General features: G+C 72.8%; 15 protein-coding genes. 3 read left to right on the top strand and 12 right to left on the bottom strand.

Annotated features, from left to right (window positions below):
- Positions 1-241 precede the first annotated feature (241 nt).
- A complete protein-coding gene (locus tag CLT72_RS29390) occupies positions 242-598 on the top strand; it encodes a hypothetical protein (protein WP_089001620.1) in 357 nt (118 codons plus the stop codon).
- Between the two features lie 65 nt (positions 599-663).
- On the opposite strand, the gene serA is transcribed toward CLT72_RS29390, so the two are convergent.
- From serA to CLT72_RS29365, 5 genes are all read right to left on the bottom strand, one after another.
- Positions 664-2,262: a phosphoglycerate dehydrogenase gene (serA, locus tag CLT72_RS29385; protein WP_101414520.1), complete on the bottom strand. Its 1,599-nt coding sequence runs from the start codon at positions 2,260-2,262 to the stop codon at positions 664-666.
- 317 nt (positions 2,263-2,579) lie between these two features.
- Positions 2,580-3,593: a ketol-acid reductoisomerase gene (ilvC, locus tag CLT72_RS29380; protein ID WP_101414519.1), complete on the bottom strand. Its 1,014-nt coding sequence runs from the start codon at positions 3,591-3,593 to the stop codon at positions 2,580-2,582.
- Between the two features lie 125 nt (positions 3,594-3,718).
- Entirely contained in the window at positions 3,719-4,234 is a 516-nt protein-coding gene (gene ilvN / locus CLT72_RS29375) for an acetolactate synthase small subunit (RefSeq protein WP_089001623.1), read from the bottom strand.
- Entirely contained in the window at positions 4,234-6,120 is a 1,887-nt protein-coding gene (locus CLT72_RS29370; protein WP_101414518.1) for an acetolactate synthase large subunit, read from the bottom strand. Before CLT72_RS29370 ends, ilvN begins: the two co-directional genes overlap by 1 nt.
- Before the next feature lie 269 nt (positions 6,121-6,389).
- Positions 6,390-8,738 (bottom strand): putative bifunctional diguanylate cyclase/phosphodiesterase, encoded by a 2,349-nt coding sequence (locus CLT72_RS29365; RefSeq protein WP_101414517.1) that lies wholly within the window; start codon positions 8,736-8,738, stop codon positions 6,390-6,392.
- A 110-nt stretch (positions 8,739-8,848) separates the two neighbouring features.
- Between CLT72_RS29365 and ilvD the strand changes: the two genes are divergently transcribed.
- On the top strand, positions 8,849-10,696 hold the full coding sequence (ilvD, locus tag CLT72_RS29360; protein WP_101415460.1) for a dihydroxy-acid dehydratase: 1,848 nt from the start codon (positions 8,849-8,851) through the stop codon (positions 10,694-10,696).
- Positions 10,697-10,718: 22 nt separating this feature from the next.
- Here ilvD and CLT72_RS29355 read toward each other — a convergent pair whose 3' ends face one another.
- On the bottom strand, positions 10,719-11,342 hold the full coding sequence (locus tag CLT72_RS29355; protein WP_144082354.1) for a hypothetical protein: 624 nt from the start codon (positions 11,340-11,342) through the stop codon (positions 10,719-10,721).
- Between the two features lie 538 nt (positions 11,343-11,880).
- Here CLT72_RS29355 and CLT72_RS29350 point away from each other — a divergent pair.
- Positions 11,881-12,657, top strand: coding sequence for a hypothetical protein (locus tag CLT72_RS29350; RefSeq protein WP_144082353.1), 777 nt, complete (start codon positions 11,881-11,883; stop codon positions 12,655-12,657).
- 48 nt (positions 12,658-12,705) lie between these two features.
- On the opposite strand, the gene CLT72_RS29345 is transcribed toward CLT72_RS29350, so the two are convergent.
- From CLT72_RS29345 to CLT72_RS29320, 6 genes are all read right to left on the bottom strand, one after another.
- Positions 12,706-14,379, bottom strand: a complete 1,674-nt coding sequence (locus tag CLT72_RS29345; RefSeq protein ID WP_101414514.1) for a SulP family inorganic anion transporter — start codon at positions 14,377-14,379, stop codon at positions 12,706-12,708.
- On the bottom strand, positions 14,376-14,714 hold the full coding sequence (locus CLT72_RS29340; RefSeq protein WP_089003636.1) for an ArsR/SmtB family transcription factor: 339 nt from the start codon (positions 14,712-14,714) through the stop codon (positions 14,376-14,378). The genes CLT72_RS29345 and CLT72_RS29340 overlap by 4 nt, the downstream gene beginning before the upstream one ends.
- 166 nt (positions 14,715-14,880) lie before the next feature.
- A complete protein-coding gene (locus CLT72_RS29335; protein WP_101414513.1) occupies positions 14,881-17,331 on the bottom strand; it encodes a glycosyl hydrolase 2 galactose-binding domain-containing protein in 2,451 nt (816 codons plus the stop codon).
- Positions 17,328-18,215 carry a carbohydrate ABC transporter permease gene (locus tag CLT72_RS29330; RefSeq protein WP_101414512.1) on the bottom strand — a complete coding sequence of 296 codons (888 nt, stop codon included), beginning with the start codon at positions 18,213-18,215 and terminating at the stop codon, positions 17,328-17,330. The genes CLT72_RS29335 and CLT72_RS29330 overlap by 4 nt, the downstream gene beginning before the upstream one ends.
- Positions 18,212-19,228, bottom strand: a complete 1,017-nt coding sequence (locus CLT72_RS29325; protein ID WP_101414511.1) for a carbohydrate ABC transporter permease — start codon at positions 19,226-19,228, stop codon at positions 18,212-18,214. The genes CLT72_RS29330 and CLT72_RS29325 overlap by 4 nt, the downstream gene beginning before the upstream one ends.
- 83 nt (positions 19,229-19,311) lie before the next feature.
- Positions 19,312-20,601, bottom strand: a complete 1,290-nt coding sequence (locus tag CLT72_RS29320) for an extracellular solute-binding protein (RefSeq protein ID WP_101414510.1) — start codon at positions 20,599-20,601, stop codon at positions 19,312-19,314.
- Between the last annotated feature and the right edge of the window lie 275 nt (positions 20,602-20,876).

Genomic DNA, 20,876 nt, shown 5'->3' with positions numbered 1-20,876 from the left:
GTCAGCGACGAGTGCGCGTGGCTCGCGCAATCGAGGGGTGCGGGCCGGTCGGCCGGACGTCGACCTCGCCACCCGAAGACGGGCCCACGTCGCGAGCTCGGCCAGTGACCGCACCGGTACGCTAGCGAATCGACGCAACTCAACGCAAGGGCCTCCACTGCGGACCGTCGCGACAGGAGCGTGCCGAACCGGCGGCGGGGCGATTTCGACGCGGTGAACGGGGAATGGCACGCTGTCCGCCGTGAGTTTCGATCTGAGCGTGTGGGCCCTGGCGGACGGGGCGACACCCGAGGACGTGCGGGCGGCGGTGCTGCGGTGCCGGCAGGGGCAGCACGTCGACCGGCACCCGGACCCGCGGGTGGTGGCCTTCTACCGGGCCATCACCGGCAGCTACCCCGACCGCCCGGCCGGCCCCGGCAGCCCGTGGGCCGTGACGCCGCTGCACGCGGCCGCCGACCACGTCGAGCTGAACCTGCACCCGACCTGCGAGGACCAGGTGCTGCTCGACATCGAGCGGCTGGCCGGCGCGTACGACCTGATGCTCTTCGACGCCCAGGACGGCTCGGTCTACCCGCCGCCGGCCCGGCTGCCCGGCTGACCACTGCCCGGGTACGACGAAGGGCCCGGCGACATCCGCCGGGCCCCCGCTGTCGCGCGCTCAGGTCACTCGTCGCGCAGATCCGCCGCGCTGGCCGCGACCGCGCCGATCGAGTCCGCCGCCGAGGTGAGCAGGTCCGCGCCGAGCGCCTGGTCGACGGTGAGGGTCATCAGGGTCTCGCCGCCGGCCTCGCGGCGGGCCACCTGCATCGCCGCGATGTTGACGCCGGCCTCGCCGAGCAGCGTGCCGACCGTGCCGACCACGCCGGGGCGGTCGGCGTAGCGCAGGAAGACCAGGATCCCCTCCGCGCCGATCTCCACGTCGAAGCCGTCGACCTCGGTGAGCTTGAGCACGTCACGGGCGCCGGCGGTGGCCACCGTGCCGGAGACGCTGACCGTACGGCCGTCGGGCAGCGCGCCGCGGACGGTGACCAGGTTGGGGTGCTCGACGGTGTCGGTCTGGGCGACCAGGGTGACCTCGACGCCGCGCTCGGCGGCCAGGTGCGGAGCGTTGACGTAGGTGACCTGCTCCTCGACCACCGAGCTGAACAGCCCCTTGGTGGCGGCGAGCTTCAGCACCGACACGTCGTGGTTGGCGATCTCGCCGCGCACCTCGACGGTGACGCTGGCGGCGACCCCGCCCGCGACGGCGGTGAAGGCGCGGCCGAGCTTCTCGGCCAGCGGCAGCAGCGGGCGCACGTCCTCGGCGACGACGCCGCCGGCCTGCACGTTCACGGCGTCCGGCACGAACTCGCCCTGCAACGCCAGCTTCACGCTCTTGGCCACGGCCAGGCCGGCCTTGTCCTGCGCCTCGCCGGTGGAGGCGCCCAGGTGCGGGGTGGCGACCACGTTGTCGAAGGCGAACAGCGGCGAGGAGGTGCAGGGCTCCTTGGCGTAGACGTCCACGCCCGCGCCGGCGACCCGGCCCTCGGCGATCGCGTCGGCCAGGGCCTGCTCGTCGACCAGCCCGCCCCGCGCGGCGTTGACGATCCGGACGCCCGGCTTGACGACGGCCAGCTCCTTCTCACCGATCAGGCCGACGGTCTCCGGGGTCTTCGGCAGGTGGATCGAGATGAAGTCGCTCTCGCGCAGCAGCTCCTCCAGGCCCACCAGGCGGACGCCGAGCTGGGCCGCGCGGGCCGGCTGGATGTAGGGGTCGTACGCGATCAGCCGGGTGCCGAAGGCGGCGATGCGCTGGGCGAAGAGCACGCCGATGCGGCCGAGGCCGACCACGCCGACGGTCTTGCCCTGGATCTCGACGCCGGTGTACTTCGACCGCTTCCACTCCCCCGCCTTCAGCGCGGCGCTGGCGCTGGCGGTGTTGCGGGCCACGGCGAGCAGCAGCGCGAGGGCCTGCTCGGCGGCGGAGACGATGTTCGAGGTGGGGGCGTTGACGACCATGACGCCCCGCGCGGTGGCGGCCGGCACCTCGACGTTGTCCAGACCCACGCCCGCCCGGGCGACGACCTTCAGCCGGGGCGCGGCGGCGATCGCCTCGGCGTCGATCTGGGTGGCACTGCGCACGATGACGGCGTCGGCCTCGGAGAGCGCCGAGAGCAGGGCCGGACGGTCGGTGCCGTCGACGTGGCGGACGTCGAAGTCGTGGGCGAGCACCTCGATGGCGGCGGGGGCGAGTTCTTCGGCGATCAGTACGACAGGAGTCATTGGTCCTCGTAGTTGTCGTCAGAGCGGTGGGCCGGGCTGCGGGACGCCGCGCTGCGCCCTGCGCTGATCCGGGCCATGGCCGTCAGGTGCCGGCTACGCACCTACCCGCGATCGTAGGTGGCCGGCCGGCCGGCAGGTCCCGGACCGTGGGGTGAGTGCCCTCACAACGGGTGACGACGCGCCGGTGAACGGCGCGCGACGGGGCGCCCGGATCACCTCGGGCGGCGAGCCGGCGCGGCGGGCGGTGGTGGGCGGACAGGGGCGGCCCGGTCCGGGCGCCGGGGAGAGCGCCCGGGCCGGGCCGCGGGGGTGACGCGTCAGGCGGTCTCGGTGATCGGGCGGTCGACCCAGCTCATCATGCCGCGCAGCTTGCGGCCGGTCTCCTCGATCGGGTGCGCCGCGCCCTCGGCCTGCCACTTGCTGAAGTTGGGCCGGCCGGCCTCGTCCTCGGCCACCCACTCCCGGGCGAACTCGCCGGACTGGACCTCGCTGAGGATCTTGCGCATCTCCTCCTTGACCCGGGCGTCGATGACGCGCGGCCCACGGGAGAGGTCGCCGTACTCGGCCGTGTCGGAGATGCTGTAGCGCATCTTGGCGATGCCGCCCTCGTACATGAGGTCGACGATCAGCTTCAGCTCGTGCAGGCACTCGAAGTAGGCCACCTCGGGGGCGTAGCCCGCCTCGGTGAGCACCTCGAAGCCGGTCTGCACGAGCGCCGCCGCGCCGCCGCAGAGCACCGCCTGCTCGCCGAAGAGGTCGGTCTCGGTCTCCTCGGTGAAGGTGGTCCGGATGACGCCGGCCCGGGTGCCGCCGATGCCCTTGGCGTACGACAGGGCCAGCGCGAGGGCGCTGCCGCTGGCGTCCTGCTCGACGGCGACCAGGCAGGGCACGCCCTTGCCGTCGGCGTACTGGCGGCGGACCAGGTGACCCGGGCCCTTCGGCGCGACCATCGCCACGTCGACGTCCGCCGGCGGCTTGATCAGGCCGTAGCGGATGTTGAAGCCGTGGCCGAAGAAGAGCGCCTTGCCCGCTGCCAGGTTCGGCGCGATCGACTCGGCGTAGATGCGGCGCTGGGCGGTGTCCGGGGCGAGGATCATGATGACGTCGGCCTCGGCCGACGCCTCGGCCGGCGTGAGCACCCGCAGGCCCTGCTCCTCGGCCTTGGCCCGGCTCTTGGAGCCCTCGGGCAGGCCGACCACCACGTCGACTCCGGAGTCGCGCAGCGACAGCGCGTGGGCGTGGCCCTGGCTGCCGTACCCGATCACCGCGACCTTGCGACCCTGGATGAGGCCCAGGTCGGCATCGTCGTCGTAGTACACCTCAACGCTCATGGTTTCCCTTTCGTACGGCGGCCCGGGCGGCCCGTCGTGGATCTGTGCGGTGTCGGTCCCGGGCGGCGCGCGCCGGCCGGGTCGGGCGGTCCCGGCCGGCGCGCGGGGCGCCGGCCGGGTCGGGGTCAGGCGGCCCGGAGCGAGGGCCCGGCGGTGATGGAACGCGAGCCGCGCCCGATCGCCACCAGCCCGGACTGGACCATCTCCTTGATCCCGAAGGGTTCGAGGTCGCGCAGGAGCGCGTCGAGCTTGTCCGGCGTGCCGGTCGCCTCGATGGTCAGCGTGTCCGGGGCCACGTCGACCACCCGGGCCCGGAACAGGCCGACGGTCTCCAGCACCTGGGCGCGGGCCGCGCGGTCGGCGCGCACCTTGACCAGGAGCAGTTCGCGGGCGACCGAGACCTGCGGGTCCAGTTCGACGATCTTGAGCACGTTGACCAGCTTGTTGAGCTGCTTGGTGACCTGCTCCAGCGGGGACGACTCGGCGTTGACCACGATGGTGATCCGCGAGACGTCCGGGTTCTCGGTCTCGCCGACGGCGAGGCTGTCGATGTTGAAGCCCCGCCGGGAGAACAGCCCGGAGACCCGGGCCAGGACGCCCGGCTTGTTCTCCACCAGGACGCTCAGGGTGTGCATGGTCATCAGATGTCATCCTCGTCGAAGGCCGGGCGGACGCCCCGGGCGAACATGATCTCGTCGTTGCTGGTGCCGGCGGCGACCATCGGCCACACCATGGCGTCCTTGCCGACGACGAAGTCGATGACCACCGGGGCGTCGTCGATGGCCATCGCGGCGGCGATGGTCGCGTCGACGTCCTCGGCGTTCTCGCAGCGCAGGCCCACGCAGCCGAGCGCCTCCGCGAGCTTCAGGAAGTCGGGAATGCGGTGCTTGTGGGTGCCGAGGTCGGTGTTGGAGTAGCGCTCCCCGTAGAACAGGGTCTGCCACTGCCGCACCATGCCGAGGTTGCCGTTGTTGATCACGGCGATCTTGACCGGGATGCCCTCCAGCGCGCAGGTGGCCAGCTCCTGGTTCGTCATCTGGAAGCAGCCGTCGCCGTCGATCGCCCACACCACCGTGTCGGGCTTGCCGACCTTGGCGCCCATCGCCGCCGGCACCGCGTAGCCCATCGTGCCGAGGCCGCCGGAGTTCAGCCAGGTGTACGGCTTCTCGTAGGAGATGAACTGCGAGGCCCACATCTGGTGCTGGCCGACCCCCGCCACGTAGATCGCGTCCGGGCCGACCAGCTCGCCGAGCCGCTTGATGACGTGCTGCGGGGAGAGGGTGCCGTCGGCCGGCTCCTCGTAGCCCAGCGGGTACCGGTTGCGCAGGTCGTCGAGCTGGGTCCACCAGTCGGCGAGGTCGGCCCGCCGGCCGGCCGCCTGCTCGGTGCCCACCGCCGCGATCAGCTCGTCGATGACGTGCCGGGCGTCGCCGACGATCGGCACGTCGGCGTGCCGGTTCTTGCCGATCTCGGCCGGGTCGATGTCGGCGTGCACCACCGCCGCGTCCGGGGCGAACGAGTCCAGCTTGCCGGTGACCCGGTCGTCGAAGCGGGCGCCCAGGGCCACGATCAGGTCGGCCTTCTGCAGGCCGTAGACCGCGGCGACCGTGCCGTGCATGCCGGGCATGCCCAGGTGCTGCGAATGCGAGTCCGGGAACGCGCCGAGCGCCATCAGCGTGGTGACGACCGGGATGCCGGTCTGCTCGGCCAGTCGCCGCAGCCCCTCCGTGGCGCCGGCCTTCAGCACGCCGCCGCCGACGTAGAGCACCGGGCGGCGGGCACTGGACATCAGCCGGGCCGCCTCGCGGATCTGCTTGCCGTGCGGGTGCAGGGTGGGCCGGTAGCCGGGCAGGTCCAGCGTCGGCGGCCAGGTGAAGGTGGTGGGCGCCTGGAGGACGTCCTTGGGGATGTCGACCAGGACCGGCCCGGGACGGCCGGTGGCCGCCAGGTGGAACGCCTCGGCCAGCACCCGGGGGATCTCCTCGGCCTCCTGCACCAGGAAGTTGTGCTTGGTGATCGGCAGGGTGATGCCCTGGATGTCGGCCTCCTGGAAGGCGTCCGTGCCGATCGAGGGCCGCGCGACCTGGCCGGTGATCGCCACGATCGGCACCGAGTCCATGTACGCGTCGGCGATCGGGGTGACCAGGTTCGTCGCCCCGGGGCCGGAGGTGGCCATGCAGACCCCCACCCGGCCGGTCGCCTGGGCGTAGCCCGTCGCCGCGTGCCCGGCGCCCTGCTCGTGGCGGACCAGGATGTGCCGCACGGTGGAGTCGTAGAGCGGGTCGTACGCCGGCAGGATGGCGCCGCCCGGGATGCCGAAGACGATGTCGACGCCGAGCGCCTCAAGCGACCGCACGAGGGAGCCGGCGCCGCTGACCTGGGCCGGGGCGGGTGTGCGTACCCCCGGGACGGCCGGGGTGGCCGCAGCGCGGACGGCGCCGGCGTGCTCGGCGTCGCTCGCGGGCTCGGTGGCCGTGCGGGCCCGCCGGGCGGAGTGGGCGAGTGTCTCTGGCGTGGGTCTCGTCATGGCGGTTCAGGCCTTCGGCTGGAGTGGGTGCGGCTGTTCGAGCGGGTGACGCGGGCGACGCCCGGCGTCGATGGGTCCGACGGCAACAAAAAAGCCCTCGTGCAGGATGCACGGGGCCAGCGCACTCTCGACGGGGAGAGTGCGCTCAGGTAAGTACTCGCAGCGACCGGTACGACGACATGCGGTCAAGCCTGACGCATCTCACGCGATGAGTCAACTGATCCCACATGTTGGTTCACGGGTCGCCGACTTTCACCCGTCCGGGGCGCCTAGGGACCCCACTCCACCTGCGCGGACCCCTGCTCGGAGGGGCGCTGGGCGGGCAGCCTCGGCAGCCGCCGGGGCGGCGCCGCGGGCGGGCCGGCCGGGGCGGACGCGGCGGGGGCCGGGGCGGGGCGGGCGCCCGGGGACGTGGCCGCCTCCAGCATCGCCTCCAGGTGCTCGGCCGGTACGCCCCAGCCGAAGAGCGCTCCCTGACCGAACCGGCAGCCGGCGGCGACCACGGCGGCCAGCTCCGTCGGCGTGGTCACCCCCTCGGCGATGACCTCGAGACCGAGCTGGTGGCCGAGGCGCATGACGATGTCGACCATCGGCGCGAACGCCGGGCCGTCCCTGCCCACCGGCCGTACCGGCTCGTGCTCCGCGACCAGCCCGTGGTCGATCTTGAGGATGTCGATCGGCAGCCGGCGCAACTGCCCGAGCGAGGAATAGCCGGCGCCGAAGTCGTCCAGCGCGATCCGGACACCGGTGGCCCGCAGCGCCGTCAGCCGCCGGATCAGCTCGTCCAGGTCCGTCGCGACGGCGTGCTCGGTGACCTCCAGCACCAGCCGCTGCGGCGGCACCCGGTGGGCGCGCAGCGCCTCGGCGACCTGGACCACGTACTCCGGGGCGTGCAGCTCCCGGGGTGAGACGTTGACCGAGACCCACACGTCGTGGCCGTCGGCCAGCCAGCGGGAGAGCTGGTGGCACGCCTGGTGCAGCACCCACGCGCCCAGCTTGGCGATCATCCCGCACTCCTCCGCCAGCGGGATGAACTCGTCCGGGCCGACGTTGCCGAGCACGGGGTGGCGCCAGCGCAGCAGCGCCTCCGCGCCGACCGGGCGTACCGAGGGCAGCGAGGCCACCGGCTGGAACACCAGGCGCAGCTCGTCGCGCTCGATGGCGCCGCGCAGCTCGTGCTCCACCGTGGTGCGCCGGCGCAGCAACTGGTCGTACGCGGCGTCGTAGCGCTCGATCCGGTTCTTGCCGCGCTGCTTGGCGTAGCGCAGCGCCAGGTCGGCGTGGCGCAGCAGCAGCTCCACGTCGGGCTCCCCGGCCCAGCCGGCCACCCCGATGCTCACCGACAGGAAGACGGGCCCCTCCGGCTGCTCGTAGGCGCGCCCGAGCACGCCGAGCAGGCGCTCGGCGACCCGGTCCGCTTCGGCGGGCTGGCCGTGCATCAGCACCGCGAACTCGTCGCCGCCGAGCCGGGCCGCCGCGTCGCCGGGGCGCAGGTTGGCGCGCAGCCGCTCGCCCACCTCGGCCAGCACCGCGTCGCCCACGTCGTGGCCCCGCATGTCGTTGACGTGCTTGAAGCCGTCGAGGTCGAGCCCGAGCAGCACGCAGGGGGTGCCGGCACCGGCGCAGCGGTGCAGCGCCTGCAACAGCCCCCGCCGGTTGGCCAGCCCGGTCAGCTGGTCGGTGTGCGCCAGCTCGCGGAAGTGCGCCTCGCGCTCGGCCAGCCGCCGGGCGTAGCCGCGCACGTCGTGCAGCGTCAGGTACTGCCGGGTGACCAGGGCGAAGCCCTCCACGCTGCCGGCGACGATGCCGAGGGCGTCGAACCGGCCGTCCTGGAGCAGGTGGTACATCGCCGAGGCGGCCATGGCGAACATCGGGACGAACGCGTACGCGCCGTCGCGGCGGATCAGGTCGTGGGCCGGCTGGACCGCCGCGTCCAGCCGACGGGCGGCCCACGCGACGACGACCAGGCCGGCGGCGAGCACCCCCGCCCCGGCCAGCGCCACGGTCGGCCCGGCCTGGCAGAGCCCGGTGGCGACGCCGAGCCCGCCGCAGGTCACGGCGGTGGCCCCGGCGCCCAGCCAGGCGGCGCGACCGCGCGGCGGCGGGGCGCGGAAGGCCACGATCAGGGCGAGCCCGGCGGTCAGGGCCGCGCTGACCGTGGCGAGCAGGATCGGCACGCAGGCCGCCGGCGTGGCGTCGCCGAGCAGCCGGGTGGGCTCGGAGAAGAGCACCCAGCCGACGAACCAGAGCGCCGTGGCCATCACCAGGCCGTCGAGCGCCAGCCGGGCGGTGGCCGCCGCCGGGGCGGCCACGCCGGGCAGCCGGAGCAGCCCGGCGGAGAGAAGCAGCCCGCCCACCGCCGTGCCGATCGACACCGCGCCGGCCCAGCCGGTGCTGCGGCCCGGGGAGTGCCCGTCGTGCCCGGCGGTGGTGAGCGCCACGCTCACCCCGAGCAGCAGGGTCACCAGCGCCACCCCGGACGCGCCGGCGAGCAAGGCGTACGGCTGCCGGTGCGGCCCCGGGTGGCGGCGGGCCTCGACGGCCGACAGCGCGGCGGCCGCCGTGGCCACCAGCCCGCACAGCACCGCGACCGCGACCATGCCCGGGGGGAACTGCACGTGCCAACTGTGCCGGATGCGCGCCCGGCGCGGGAGCCCGGGTGTGCAACCTTTGGGACACGGCGCGCACGCCCGCCGGCCGCCGGGGCGGCGGTGTCACACTGGTGGGCATGCCTGAGCTGCGGTCGAAGACCTCCACGCACGGTCGGACGATGGCCGGCGCCCGGGCCCTGTGGCGGGCCACCGGGATGACCGACGACGACTTCGGCAAGCCGATCGTCGCCATCGCGAACAGCTTCACCCAGTTCGTACCCGGTCACGTGCATCTCAAGGACATGGGCGGCCTGGTCGCCGAGGCGGTGGCCGAGGCCGGCGGGGTGGGCCGCGAGTTCAACACCATCGCGGTCGACGACGGCATCGCCATGGGCCACGGCGGCATGCTCTACTCCCTGCCCAGCCGGGAGCTGATCGCCGACGCCGTGGAGTACATGGTCAACGCGCACTGCGCCGACGCCCTGGTCTGCATCTCGAACTGCGACAAGATCACCCCGGGCATGCTGCTGGCCGCGCTGCGGCTGAACATCCCCACCGTCTTCGTCTCGGGCGGGCCGATGGAGGCCGGCAAGACCGTGGCGATCGAGGGCGTCGTGCACTCCAAGATCGACCTGATCGACGCGATGATCGCCTCCTCGAACGAGTCCGTCACCGACGACCAGCTCGGCGAGATCGAGCGGTCGGCCTGCCCGACCTGCGGCTCCTGCTCCGGCATGTTCACCGCCAACTCGATGAACTGCCTGACCGAGGCGATCGGCCTGGCGCTGCCCGGCAACGGCTCGACGCTGGCGACCCACGCCGCGCGCCGGTCGCTCTTCGTCGAGGCCGGCCGCACCGCCGTGGAGATCGCCAAGCGGTGGTACGACGGCGACGACGCCTCCGTGCTGCCCCGCGCGATCGCCAGCCGGGCCGCGTTCGAGAACGCGGTGGCCCTGGACGTGGCGATGGGCGGCTCGACCAACACGATCCTGCACCTGCTCGCCGCCGCCCGCGAGGCCGAGCTGGACTTCGGCGTCGCCGACATCGACGCCGTCTCCCGCCGGGTGCCCTGCCTGGCCAAGGTCGCCCCGAACTCCCCGAACTACCACATGGAGGACGTGCACCGGGCCGGCGGCATCCCGGCCATCCTCGGCGAGCTGGACCGCGCCGGCCTGCTGCACCGCGACGTCCGGGCCGTGCACTCCCCCAGCCTCCAGCGCTGGCTCGCCGACTGGGACGTGCGGGGCGGGTCGGCGACGGCGCAGGCGGTCGAGCTGTTCCACGCCGCGCCGGGCGGGGTGCGTACCGTCGAGCCGTTCTCCACCACCAACCGCTGGTCGTCGCTGGACACCGACGCGGCCACCGGCTGCGTACGCGACCTCGCGCACGCCTACAGCGCGGACGGCGGGCTGGCCATCCTGCACGGCAACCTGGCGCCGGAGGGCTGCGTCGTGAAGACCGCCGGGGTGCCCGAGGAGTGCCTGACCTTCCGCGGCCCGGCGAAGGTCTACGAGTCCCAGGACGACGCGGTCGAGGCGATCCTCAACAAGCGGATCGTCGCCGGCGACGTGGTGGTGATCCGCTACGAGGGGCCGAAGGGCGGCCCCGGCATGCAGGAGATGCTCTACCCGACCTCGTTCCTGAAGGGCCGGGGGCTGGGCCGCTCGTGCGCGCTGCTCACCGACGGGCGCTTCTCCGGCGGCACCTCCGGGCTCTCCATCGGGCACGTCTCACCGGAGGCGGCCTCCGGCGGGCTGATCGCCCTCGTCGAGCCCGGCGACGAGATCGTCATCGACATCCCGGCCCGGTCGATCGAGCTGAACGTGGCCCCCGACGTGCTGGAGGCCCGGCGGATCGCGCAGGAGAAGCGCGACAGGCCGTACACGCCGGTCGACCGGCAGCGGCCGGTGTCGGCGGCGCTGCGCGCGTACGCCTCGATGGCCACCTCGGCCAGCGACGGCGCCTACCGCCGGGTGCCCGAGTAGGCACCCGGCACAACCGGAAGGATCACCCGGCGAACAGCGTCGCGAGATCCTTGTACGCCTGGTCGAAGCGGGCCATCGCCGCCGCGATGTTGGGCTCCGGCTGCGGATCACCGAGCGCCTGCTGCATCAGCCCGAGCCCGCCGGCCAGGTTCTCCCCGCTCGCCACCAGCGACGGCTGCGGGTCCGGGTCGCCGTGGAACTTCTCGTTCTTCAGATCCGCCCAGCCGACCTGGCCGAGCTTCACCTCCGAACCGTCCAGCAGCTTCGCCGACGACCGGAAGCTCTCCGTCGCCGACTCCCGCAGGTACTTCGCCTTGACCGGGTCCACGGCCTGCGCCGCCTCCCCCAGCAGCGACAGGCCCCGACCCAGCCGGTTCAGATACTCGAACCGCTTCTCCGGGTCGATCCGGTCCCACAGGTCGAAGACCGGCGGACAACTCAGACACTCGACCGGCCCGATCGGCTTCGGCTCGAACTCCGGCAGCAGGACCGTGGGGCAGTCAAAGATCGGCCGGCCATCGACCTCACCGACCTGGAAACAGATCGTCACCGGTCGACCGGCGGCATTGGCCGGAGTGACCGGCACCAGCAGCGTCGCGGTGACGACGAGCGCCACCGCGAGCAACATCCGACGAAAACGGCCCATGCGATACCTCCTGAGAGAAACGTCGATGCCCTTCCATTCTCGTCTGCCGGCGGGTCGAGGCACAGGGTGAGCGAAGTCTGAAATCCGCAAGCCCGGATCGTCGAGGGGTTCCGTTCATCGACCCCACGATCAGGCAGTTTCGACACAATGACGCGGACCTATCCCATATCCCGCACCTCGGCCGGGGCTACCGGCGTCGGAGCAACCGCGCCAGGATCGCCCCCAGGCGGTCATGACCTGCGGCTGTCCGTGTCCGCGCGGACGGTACCGGTCGCTTCCGGAGACTCTTCCTAAGGGCGAGCAGCCCGTCCGACACCGGCCCTCGACCTCGTCGAGATCGCGGCGGGAACGCACCACCTCCCGTCGGCTGCGACGGCGGGTTGGTCGCTGCTCTGTCGGATGGGCAACACTTTGTGGCTCCACTGAGGAGTGCGGCGTCGAATGGACGCATGCCTTCTGATCTTCGCCTCTGGGCCGGTGAGCGACCCGGACGGGCGCAATGAACCAGCCGAGTCCACCACCTTCGGACAGACGGGTCGTGCTGGTATCGACGGCTGCCGGCGTGGTGGGCGCGGTGGCGGGTGTCATGCAGTGGCTGACCAGCGCCGGCGCCTGGGCCGTGGTGGCGGTCGGGCTCGCCGGGCTCGTCGCCGCCTGTTGGGCGCTGGCGTGGCTCTGGGTGCAGCGCCGCTCGGTCCTCGCCACCGTGGTGGTGCTGTTCCTCGTGATCCTGTCGGCGGTGACCGGTGCGGCCACCGACCGCATCGTGGGCCGGGCCCCCGCAGCGGGTGATCGTGCGGCGGTCGCGGCGACCCCCACCCCCGACGGCCGGCCGACGAGCGCTGTCCCGACGTCTCCCACCCCGGCGCCGACACACCCGGCGACACCGACCGGCCGTCCCACCGACCCGACCGATACCCCCGATCCGAGCACCACCGCCAGCCCGACCCCCGCCGGCACCAAGCCACCGAGCCGCACCCAGGATGACGTCACCCTCTCCGTGTACTACTTTCTCGACCTCGACTCCGCGGCCACGAACTGGAACGTCCAGTCCGGTTACGGACTCGGCCGGGCCGGGGACCTGCTCCTGGGTCCGGCAGGGGTGGAGACCCCTGGTGACGTCGTCGTGATCGCCGGGAAGCCGTCCCAGAGCGCCTGTGAGATGTCCGTAACCCGGCAGAGAGGCATCGGCGGCGGACAGATCCGGGCAGGCCAGTCGTTCTGTGTGCAGACGACCGAGAAACGATGGGCATGGCTGACCATCAAGCGCTACGAGCCAGAGAGGACGCTCACCTTCGACGTCATCGTCTGGTAGAGCGCGTACGTCTCCCCGACGCGGCCTCCGGTGGGGCCGCCGCCGCGCTCACCGGGACGCCACGGGGCCGGGCAGCACGACGGCCCGGGCGTACCGGATGGCGGCCGGGGTGTCGGGGAAGACCAGGCCCTCGCGGCGCAGCCGGTCGGCGACGCCGAGGGTGGCCAGCACCTGGTCGTGGCCGGGGTCGATGCCGGAGAGCAGCACCGTGATGCCGCGTTCGGAAAGCCGGAGGACGGCGTCGCCGAGCACCTGCGCGCCGGTGGCGTCGAGGGTGGTCACCCGGGACATCCGCAGGATCACCACGCGCACGTCGGCCACGTCGGAGAGCTGGAGCAGGAAGTTGTGCGCGGCGGCGAAGAAGAGCGGGCCGTCCAGCCGGTAGGCCACGATGTGGTCGGCGAGCAGGGCACGCTCCTCGGCGCTGTGCTCGCCGGGGTCGAGGGCAACCTGCTCCACGCGGGCCGTACGGGCCACCGCGCGGAGGGCGATCACGATCGCCACGCCCACCCCGACCGCCACGGCGGTCACCAGGTCCAGGGCCACCGTGACCGCGAAGGTGAGCACCAGCACGAGGGCGTCGCCCCGGGTGGCGCGGGCCAGCGCCCAGAGCGACCCGGCCTCGACCATCCGGACGGTGGTGGCCAGCAGGACGCCGGCCAGGGCGGCGAGGGGGATCCGGCCGACCAGCGGGGCGGCGGCCAGCACGATCCCGGCGAGGGCGACGGCGTGGGTGAGCGCGGCCAGCTTCGAGCCGGCGCCGGCACGCACGTTCACCGCCGTACGGGCGATAGCGGCGGTGGCCGGGATCCCGCCGAACGCCGGTGCGGCGAGGTTGGCCAGCCCCTGGCCGAACAGCTCGCGGTCGGGGTCGTGGCGCTGGCCGACCGTCATCCCGTCGGCCACGGTGGCCGAGAGCAGGCTCTCCAGGGCGGCCAGCGCGGCGACCGCGAGGGCGGAGGGCAGCAGGACCCCGACGGCGTCGGGGTCGAGGAAGGCCAGCGAGGGCGCGGGCAGGCCGGCGGGCAGGGCGCCGATGCGGGCCAGCTCGACGGGGGCGGTCTCGGCCACCACCGTCGCGGCGGCCACGCCGAGCAGGGAGAACGGCCAGCCGGGACGCCAGCGGGCGCCGAGCAGCATCACCGCCGCGACGCCGAGGGCCATCGCCACCGGGGCCGGCCGCGGGTCCGCGACGAACCGGGCGACCGCGTCGGCGGCCACGGCCCAGACACGGTCGCCGTGCGCGTCGGTCACCCCGAGCGCCGCCGGCACCTGTTGCAGGGCGATGACCACCGCGATGCCGGCGGTGAATCCCTCGATCACGGGAACGGGGAGGTAGTGGACGTACCGGCCGAGGCGGGCGAGCGCCAGCGCGATGAGCACCAGCCCGGCCAGCGCCCCGACCATCAGCACACCGGTGGCGCCGAACTGCTGGACCACCGGCACCAGCACCACGGTCATCGCCCCGGTCGGCCCGGAGACCTGGAGGTGGGAGCCGCCGAAGACGGCGGCGACGGCGCCGGCCACCACCGCCGTCACCAGCCCGGCCTGCGCCCCGAGCCCGGAGGTGACGCCGAAGGCCAGGGCCAGCGGCAGCGCCACCACCGCCACGGTCAGCCCGGCGAGCAGGTCACGCCGGGGCGAGCGGCGGACGGCCTGCCAGTCGGCGCGCGGCGGCAGCAGCCCGAGGAAGCGCTCGCCCAGCCCGAGTGTCTGGCTCACCGCTGTGTCCCGGAGGAGCGCAGCTCGTCCAGCAGCGCGTCCCGGTCGGTGAGGACCGCGCCCAGGATGCGCCGCCCGGCAGCGAGCAGGTCGGCCACGTCGGGGGTGCTGAGCGCGTACATCACCAGGGCGCCCTCGCGGCTGGAGGTGACCATGCCGGCCCGGCGCAGCACCGCGAGCTGCTGCGACAGGTTGGACGCCTCGACGTCGATGGCCGCCAGCAGGTCGCGGACGGGCTTCGGCCCGTCCTGCAGCAGCTCCAGGACCCGGATCCGCACCGGGTGGCCGAGGGTGCGGAACAGTTCCGCCTTCGCCTGGTAGAGCGGTACCGACACGTCAGCCTCCGTCACGCGACCCACATCCGGTTGCCAACTTTAGCACTTGCGAAAACTTTCAAGTCGATGGCGTGCGCCCGGGCGGGGATCCTGGTACGGAGCGGCCCCTCCGGGGGCCGTAACCTGCCAAGATCTCCGTCGCTGCTCCCCCGGCCGGGCGAGCAGCTCAGGCGGCGGGGGTGTCGTTGACGCAGCGTAGGACGGGGCGGGTGGTCAGGGCCGTCGGGTCCAGCGGGGCGTCCGTCGTCACCGTGAAGGTCGCTGTTTCCCCCGGCAGCAGGGTGACCAGGGCCTCGTCGGCCTCGGCCGCCGGGTCGAGCCGGTCCGGGAAGAGCGTCAGGTCCCGCAGGATCGTGCCGGCGGTGACCCGGACCCGGTACCCGCCGTCGACCGGCTCGACCACCGCGTCGTACCCGGCCGCCGGCCAGTGCGCGTCGCGGTCCTCGGCGAAGAACCACAGCGCCCGCCCGGCCGGGTCGCCCGCCTCGGCCACCAGCAGCTCGCGCCGGGCCTCCTCCGGCCGCGCCAGCTCCGCCGGCAGCGCCAGCTCGATCCTGGCGTACGCGGCGACGTCCAGCTCCAGCGTCGTCTTCGCCCGTGGCTCCCCGGCCAGGGTCAGCCGCGTCACCGACGCGCTCGCCCGCCACGGCACCGGCCCGTCGTTGACGGCGACCAGGGCCAGGCCCCCCGCGCGGGGCTGGACGGTCAGCAGCCGGTCGGCGTACGCCCGGCGCAGCGCGTACCACAGGGGCTTGCGGCGGCCGTCGCCGTCGACGGCCGACCACGAGGTCACCGGCCAGCAGTCGTTGAGCTGCCAGACGATCGTGCCGGCGCAGACGTCCCGGTGGGAGCGGAAGTGCTCGACGGCGAGCTGGATCGCCCGCGCCTGGTTGAGCTGCGTCAGCCAGTGCCAGTCGTCGAAGTCCGCCGGAGCCGGCAGGTGGGCGTCGAGCCCGCGCCGGAGCTTGGCGTCGCCGTCGATCGCCTTCTGGTGGTGCGCCATCCCGGGCGAGTCGGGCGCCAGGGGCTCGTCCGACAGCGCCCGACGCAGCGTCGCGTACGCGGGCGGCGCCTGGTAGCCGAACTCGGCGACGAAGCGCGGCACGTACTCGCGGTACTTCGTGTAGTCGTCGGTGTTCCAGACGTCCCAGATGTGCGTGGTGCCGTGCGCCGGGTCGTTGGGGTGGATCTCCTCGCTGCCCGACCAGGGGCTGCCCGGCCAGTACGGCCGCGTCGGGTCCAGCTCACCGACGATCCGGGGCAGCAGGTCGAGGTAGTAGCCGCGCCCCCAGGTGCGCCCGGCGAGGGGCTCCTGCCAGTCCCAGTCGTGCCAGCCCCAGATGTTCTCGTTGTTGCCGGTCCAGAGCACCAGCGACGGGTGCGACGCCAGCCGCACCACCTGCTCGGCGGCCTCGGCGGCCACCTCGGCGCCCAACGGCTCCTCCTCCGGGTAGGCGGCACAGGCGAAGAGGAAGTCCTGCTGCACGAGCAGCCCCACCTCGTCGGCGAGGTCGTAGAAGTCGTCCGACTCGTACCGGCCGCCGCCCCAGACGCGCAGCAGGTTGACGTTCGCGTCGGCGGCCTGCCGGAACCGGTGCGCCAGCCGGTCCCGGGTGATCCGGGTGGGGAACGCGTCGTCGGGGATCCAGTTGACCCCCCGGACGAAGACCGGGGTGTCGTTGACGTGCAGGGCGAACGGGGTGCCGTGCGCGTCGGGGGTGGTGTCGAGGCGTACGGAGCGGAACCCGATCCGGCGCGTCCACGTGTCGAGCGGGCGCGCGTCGGCGTCGTGCAGCGTCACCTCCAGCGGGTGCAGCGGCTGCTCGCCGTACCCCCTGGGCCACCACAGCGCCGGGTGCCGGACGGTGAGGGTCAGCACGGCCGTGCGTTCGCCGGCCGGGATGCTCGCCTCGGCCGTGGCGCCGGCGACGGTGACCCGCACGGTGAGCGGCGCGTCCCCGGCCCGCTCGACCTCGACGTGCAGCTCCACCCGGCCGTCGCCGGCCTCGACGGTCACCAGGGGACGTACGACGGCCAGCCGCGCCGTCGACCAGGCGTGCAGCCCGATCTCCTGCCAGATGCCGGCGGTGACCAGGGTCGGCCCCCAGTCCCAGCCGAAGTTGCAGGCCATCTTGCGGATGAACGGGAACGGCTCCGGGTAGGCGTTCGGCCGGTCCCCGAGCCGGTCCCGCTGCGCCTCGGCGTAGCGGTAGGCGGAGTCGAAGCGTACGGCGAGGGTGTTGGACCCGGCGACCAGCCGCGACCGGACGTCGAAGCGATGGCCGCGGTGCATGTTCTCGGCGCGGCCGACCTCGGCGCCGTTGAGGGTGAGCGTGGCGACGGTGTCGAGGCCGGCGCAGACCAGGTCGATCCGCTCGTCGCCGCCCGGCCGGTGGTCGAAGGTGGTCTCGTAGACCCAGTCGGTCCGGCCGATCCAGACCAGGCCCTTCTCGTTGTCGTCCAGGTACGGGTCACCGATCAGGCCGGCGGCGAGCAGGTCGGTGTGCACGCAGCCGGGTACGGTGGCCGGCACCGCGCGCCCCGCGATCGCGGCCGGCACCTGCGGCCCCGGTACCGCCCGCAGGGTCCAGCCCTCGTGCAACGCTTGCCGGGTCACGACTTCACCGCACCTTCCATGATTCCGCGGACGATCTGACGGCCGCCGATGAAGAGCATCACCAGCAGCGGGAGGGTGGCGACCAGGGCACCGGCCAGCACCCGCCGGTACAGCACGTAGTTGCCGCTGGCCAGGTCGGACAGCGCGACCATCGAGGTCGGGTAGTCGGTGCCGCCGAGGGTGATCAGCGGCCACTGGAACTCGTTCCAGGTGGCGACGAAGGTCAGCAGGCCGAGCACCGCCATGGCGGGCCGAACCGCCGGCACCACCACGCTCCAGAAGATCCGCATGGTGCTCGCGCCGTCCATCCGCGCGGCCTCGACCAGCTCGTCGGGCACCGCGTCGAGGATGAACTGCCGCATGTAGAAGACCCCGAACGCGCTGACCAGGCCGGGCACGATCACCGCGAGGAGGGTGCCGTTCCAGCCGCCCTCGCCGGGCATCCGGCCCATCAGGATGTAGAGCGCGACGACGCCGAGCTGGTTCGGCACCGTCATGGTCAGGACGACCATGACCATCAGCGCGTTGCGCCCCTTGAACCGCAGCTTGGCGAAGGCGAAACCGGCCAACGAGCAGAAGAAGAGCACCGACGCCGTCACCACGGACGACACGATCACGCTGTTGCCGAGGGACTGGAGGAAGAACACGTCCTGCATGGAGAAGACCTCCCGCAGGTTGGTGGCCAGCTGCCCGCCGGGCAGCACCTGCGGCGGGATCTTCGCCAGCGCCTCGTCGGTGTTCGTGGCGATCACGAACATCCAGTAGAGCGGGAACGCCGAGAACGCGATCACGACGCTCAGGGACAGGTAGGTCCAGACGGTGCCGGGCAGGTGCTGCGGCGCCCGGCCCGTCAGCGCCCCCCGCCGGGGATTCGAGGCGCTCATTTCCTCCCACCTCCCAGGCGGTTGGTCACGATGGCGTTGACCGCCGCGACGAGCAGGATGACCAGGAACAGCGCCCAGGACATGGCGGCGGCGTAGCCGAGGTTGAGGTCCCGCCAGCCGACCTTGTAGATGAGCTGGGCGACGGTCTGCCACTGCCCGTCGTCGCCGCCGAGCCCCAGCGCCGGGTTGGCGTCGAAGAGCATCGGCTCGGTGAACAGTTGCAGGCCGCCGATGGTGGAGAGCACGACGGTGAAGATGACCACGGGCCGGATCATCGGCACGGTGATCCGCCACAGTTGGCGCCACGGCCCGGCCCCGTCGACGGCGGCGGCCTCGTAGACGTCGCGCGGGATGGACTGCATGGCGGCCAGGTAGAGCAGCGCGTTGTAGCCGATCCACTTCCAGTTGACCATCGTGGCGACGGCGATCCAGGAGGACCACTTGGCCGACCGCCAGTCGATCGGCGCGGTCTCGCCGATGCCGAGCAGCGACAGCGCCCAGTTGGCGATGCCGGTGTCGCGGGCGAAGACCACCGAGAAGATCAGCGTCGACGCGGTCACCGGGGTGATGTACGGCAGCAGCACCCCGACCCGGAACCAGGTCTGGGCCCGCAGCTTGCGGTTCAGCAGCGACGCGACGATCAGCGCCAGCAGCAGTTGCGGCACGGTGGAGAGCAGGAAGATGCCGAAGGTGTTGGCGAGCGCGTTGAAGAAGTCGTCGTCGGTGAAGAGGCGGCGGAAGTTCTCCAGCCCGGCCCAGCCGGTGAGCGTCGGGTCGTCGAGCCGCCAGTGGCGCAGGGCGACGACGCCGTTGAAGACGATCGGGAAGAGCCCGAAGACCGCGAAGAGCAGGAAGAACGGGGCGATCAGCAGGTACGGCACGTAGCGCACGTCGAAGCGGTACAGCCGGTTGCGCCAGCCGCCCGGCTCGGGTCGGCGACTCCGGCGCTCGACCGGCGCGCCGGCATCCTGGCCGGGCCGGGGCGACGCGGGGGCGGCACGGGTGGTGGACATCGGGGCACCTCCAGGGGACCGAAGGGAACGGCCGGCCGGGGCGGGTCGTGGGGCGGCCCGCCCCGGCGGGGCTCGGCGTGCGGTCAGGACCTGGCGGCCTTCTCGGCCTCCTTGACCGCCTCGGTCCACGCCTGGTCGGGCTTGCCCTTCAGGTTTCCGGTGGCCAGCCGGTTGAGGACGTTCTCCACCGCCACCCGGGTGGGGCCGTTGCGCCGGCCGAGGTACTGCGGGGTCAGGTTCTCGGCCGTCTTCGAGAAGATCTGCCCCACCGGGGCGTCGTTGAAGAAGGGGTTGGTGAAGTCCCTGATCGCCGGGTCCTGGTAGAGCGCCGGCTGGGAGGGCAGGTTACCGACCTTCTTGAAGATCTCGATCTGCTGCTCGGGCTGGATCAGCCACTCGACGAACTTGTACGCCTCGTCGACGTTTTTGCCCTGCTTGGGGATCGTCAGGAAGGAGCCACCCCAGTTGCCGCCCCCGCCGGGGATGGCGGCCACGTCCCACTTGCCGCTGGTGCCGGGGGCGGTGTTCTTGATGTGCCCCTGCATCCAGGCCGGGCAGGCGAGCACGGCGAAGTTGCCCTTGACGAAGCCGCTGTTCCACTCGGGGGAGAACGCGGTGAGGTTGGCCGAGAGGTCGGCGGCGATGGTCCGGGCCGCGACGTCGAAGGCGACCTTCGGGCCGCCGTCCATCTTCAGGGTCTCGCTCTCGTCGTAGAAGCCGACGGGCTGCTGGCCGAGGACGGGGTTGAAGACGTTGGTGCCGGCGTCGATGAACTTCTTGCCGCTGCGGGCCGTGTACTGCTGGCCGACCTCGATGAACCTGTCCCAGGTGGGCCATAGCGCGGAGACCTGGTCGCGTGCGGTGGGCAGGCCGGCTGCGGCGAACAGGTCGGTGCGGTAGCACATGGCCAGGCCGCCGACGTCGGTGCCGAGGCCGATCTGGGCCTTGCCGTCGGTTGTCAGGGTCTGCTTCCACTTCCACGGCAGGTACTTCTGCTCGTACGTGCCGGCGCCCTTGTCGAGCAGGTTGACGAACTTGTCGGCCTGGCCACGGAACTGGACGACGAAGCCCTCGTCGACGGCGGCGATGTCCGGCGCGCCGGAGCCGGCGACGAGCTTCTTCTGGAGGTCCTCGTGCTGGGCGTTGTACTCGCCGGTGTTCAGGCTGATCTTGACGTTCGGGTTCGCGTCCTCGTACTTCGTCTTGAGCTCGTCGAGCCCGAAGTCGCCCCAGAAGTTGATTTTGAGGGTGACGGGGCCGCCCGCCCGGGAGGCGCCGCCACCCCCGCTGTTGCCGCTGCACGCCGCGACCATGACCAGGCTGACCGCGCCGACGGCGGCCGCCCTGGCCCAGTGCGTCAGGGACCGTCTCATGTCATCCTCCGCGCCAGATGGGATCGCTCCCGGACATCGAGAGCCGTTGACTGAACCGGATAAGTGACGCCACCGTACGGGTCGGTTCCGGCAGTGTCAACGGGCCGTGAACGCGGTCGCCTCGCGGTAACCTCCCCACGTCATGGGAGCGCGATCATGTGAGGTGAAGATGCGTCGTGGGACGGCGGAAGTTCGCGCCGGCAGGGCGGATGGCACCGTCGCCGCATCGCGACAGATCGACTTAACCGGGAAAGACGTAGGCCGAACCCGCGCCG

The organism is Micromonospora sp. CNZ309 (genome assembly GCF_002846525.1).
Note: the sequence above shows the minus strand (reverse complement) of the source record. Positions and strands in the feature narration are given on the sequence as shown.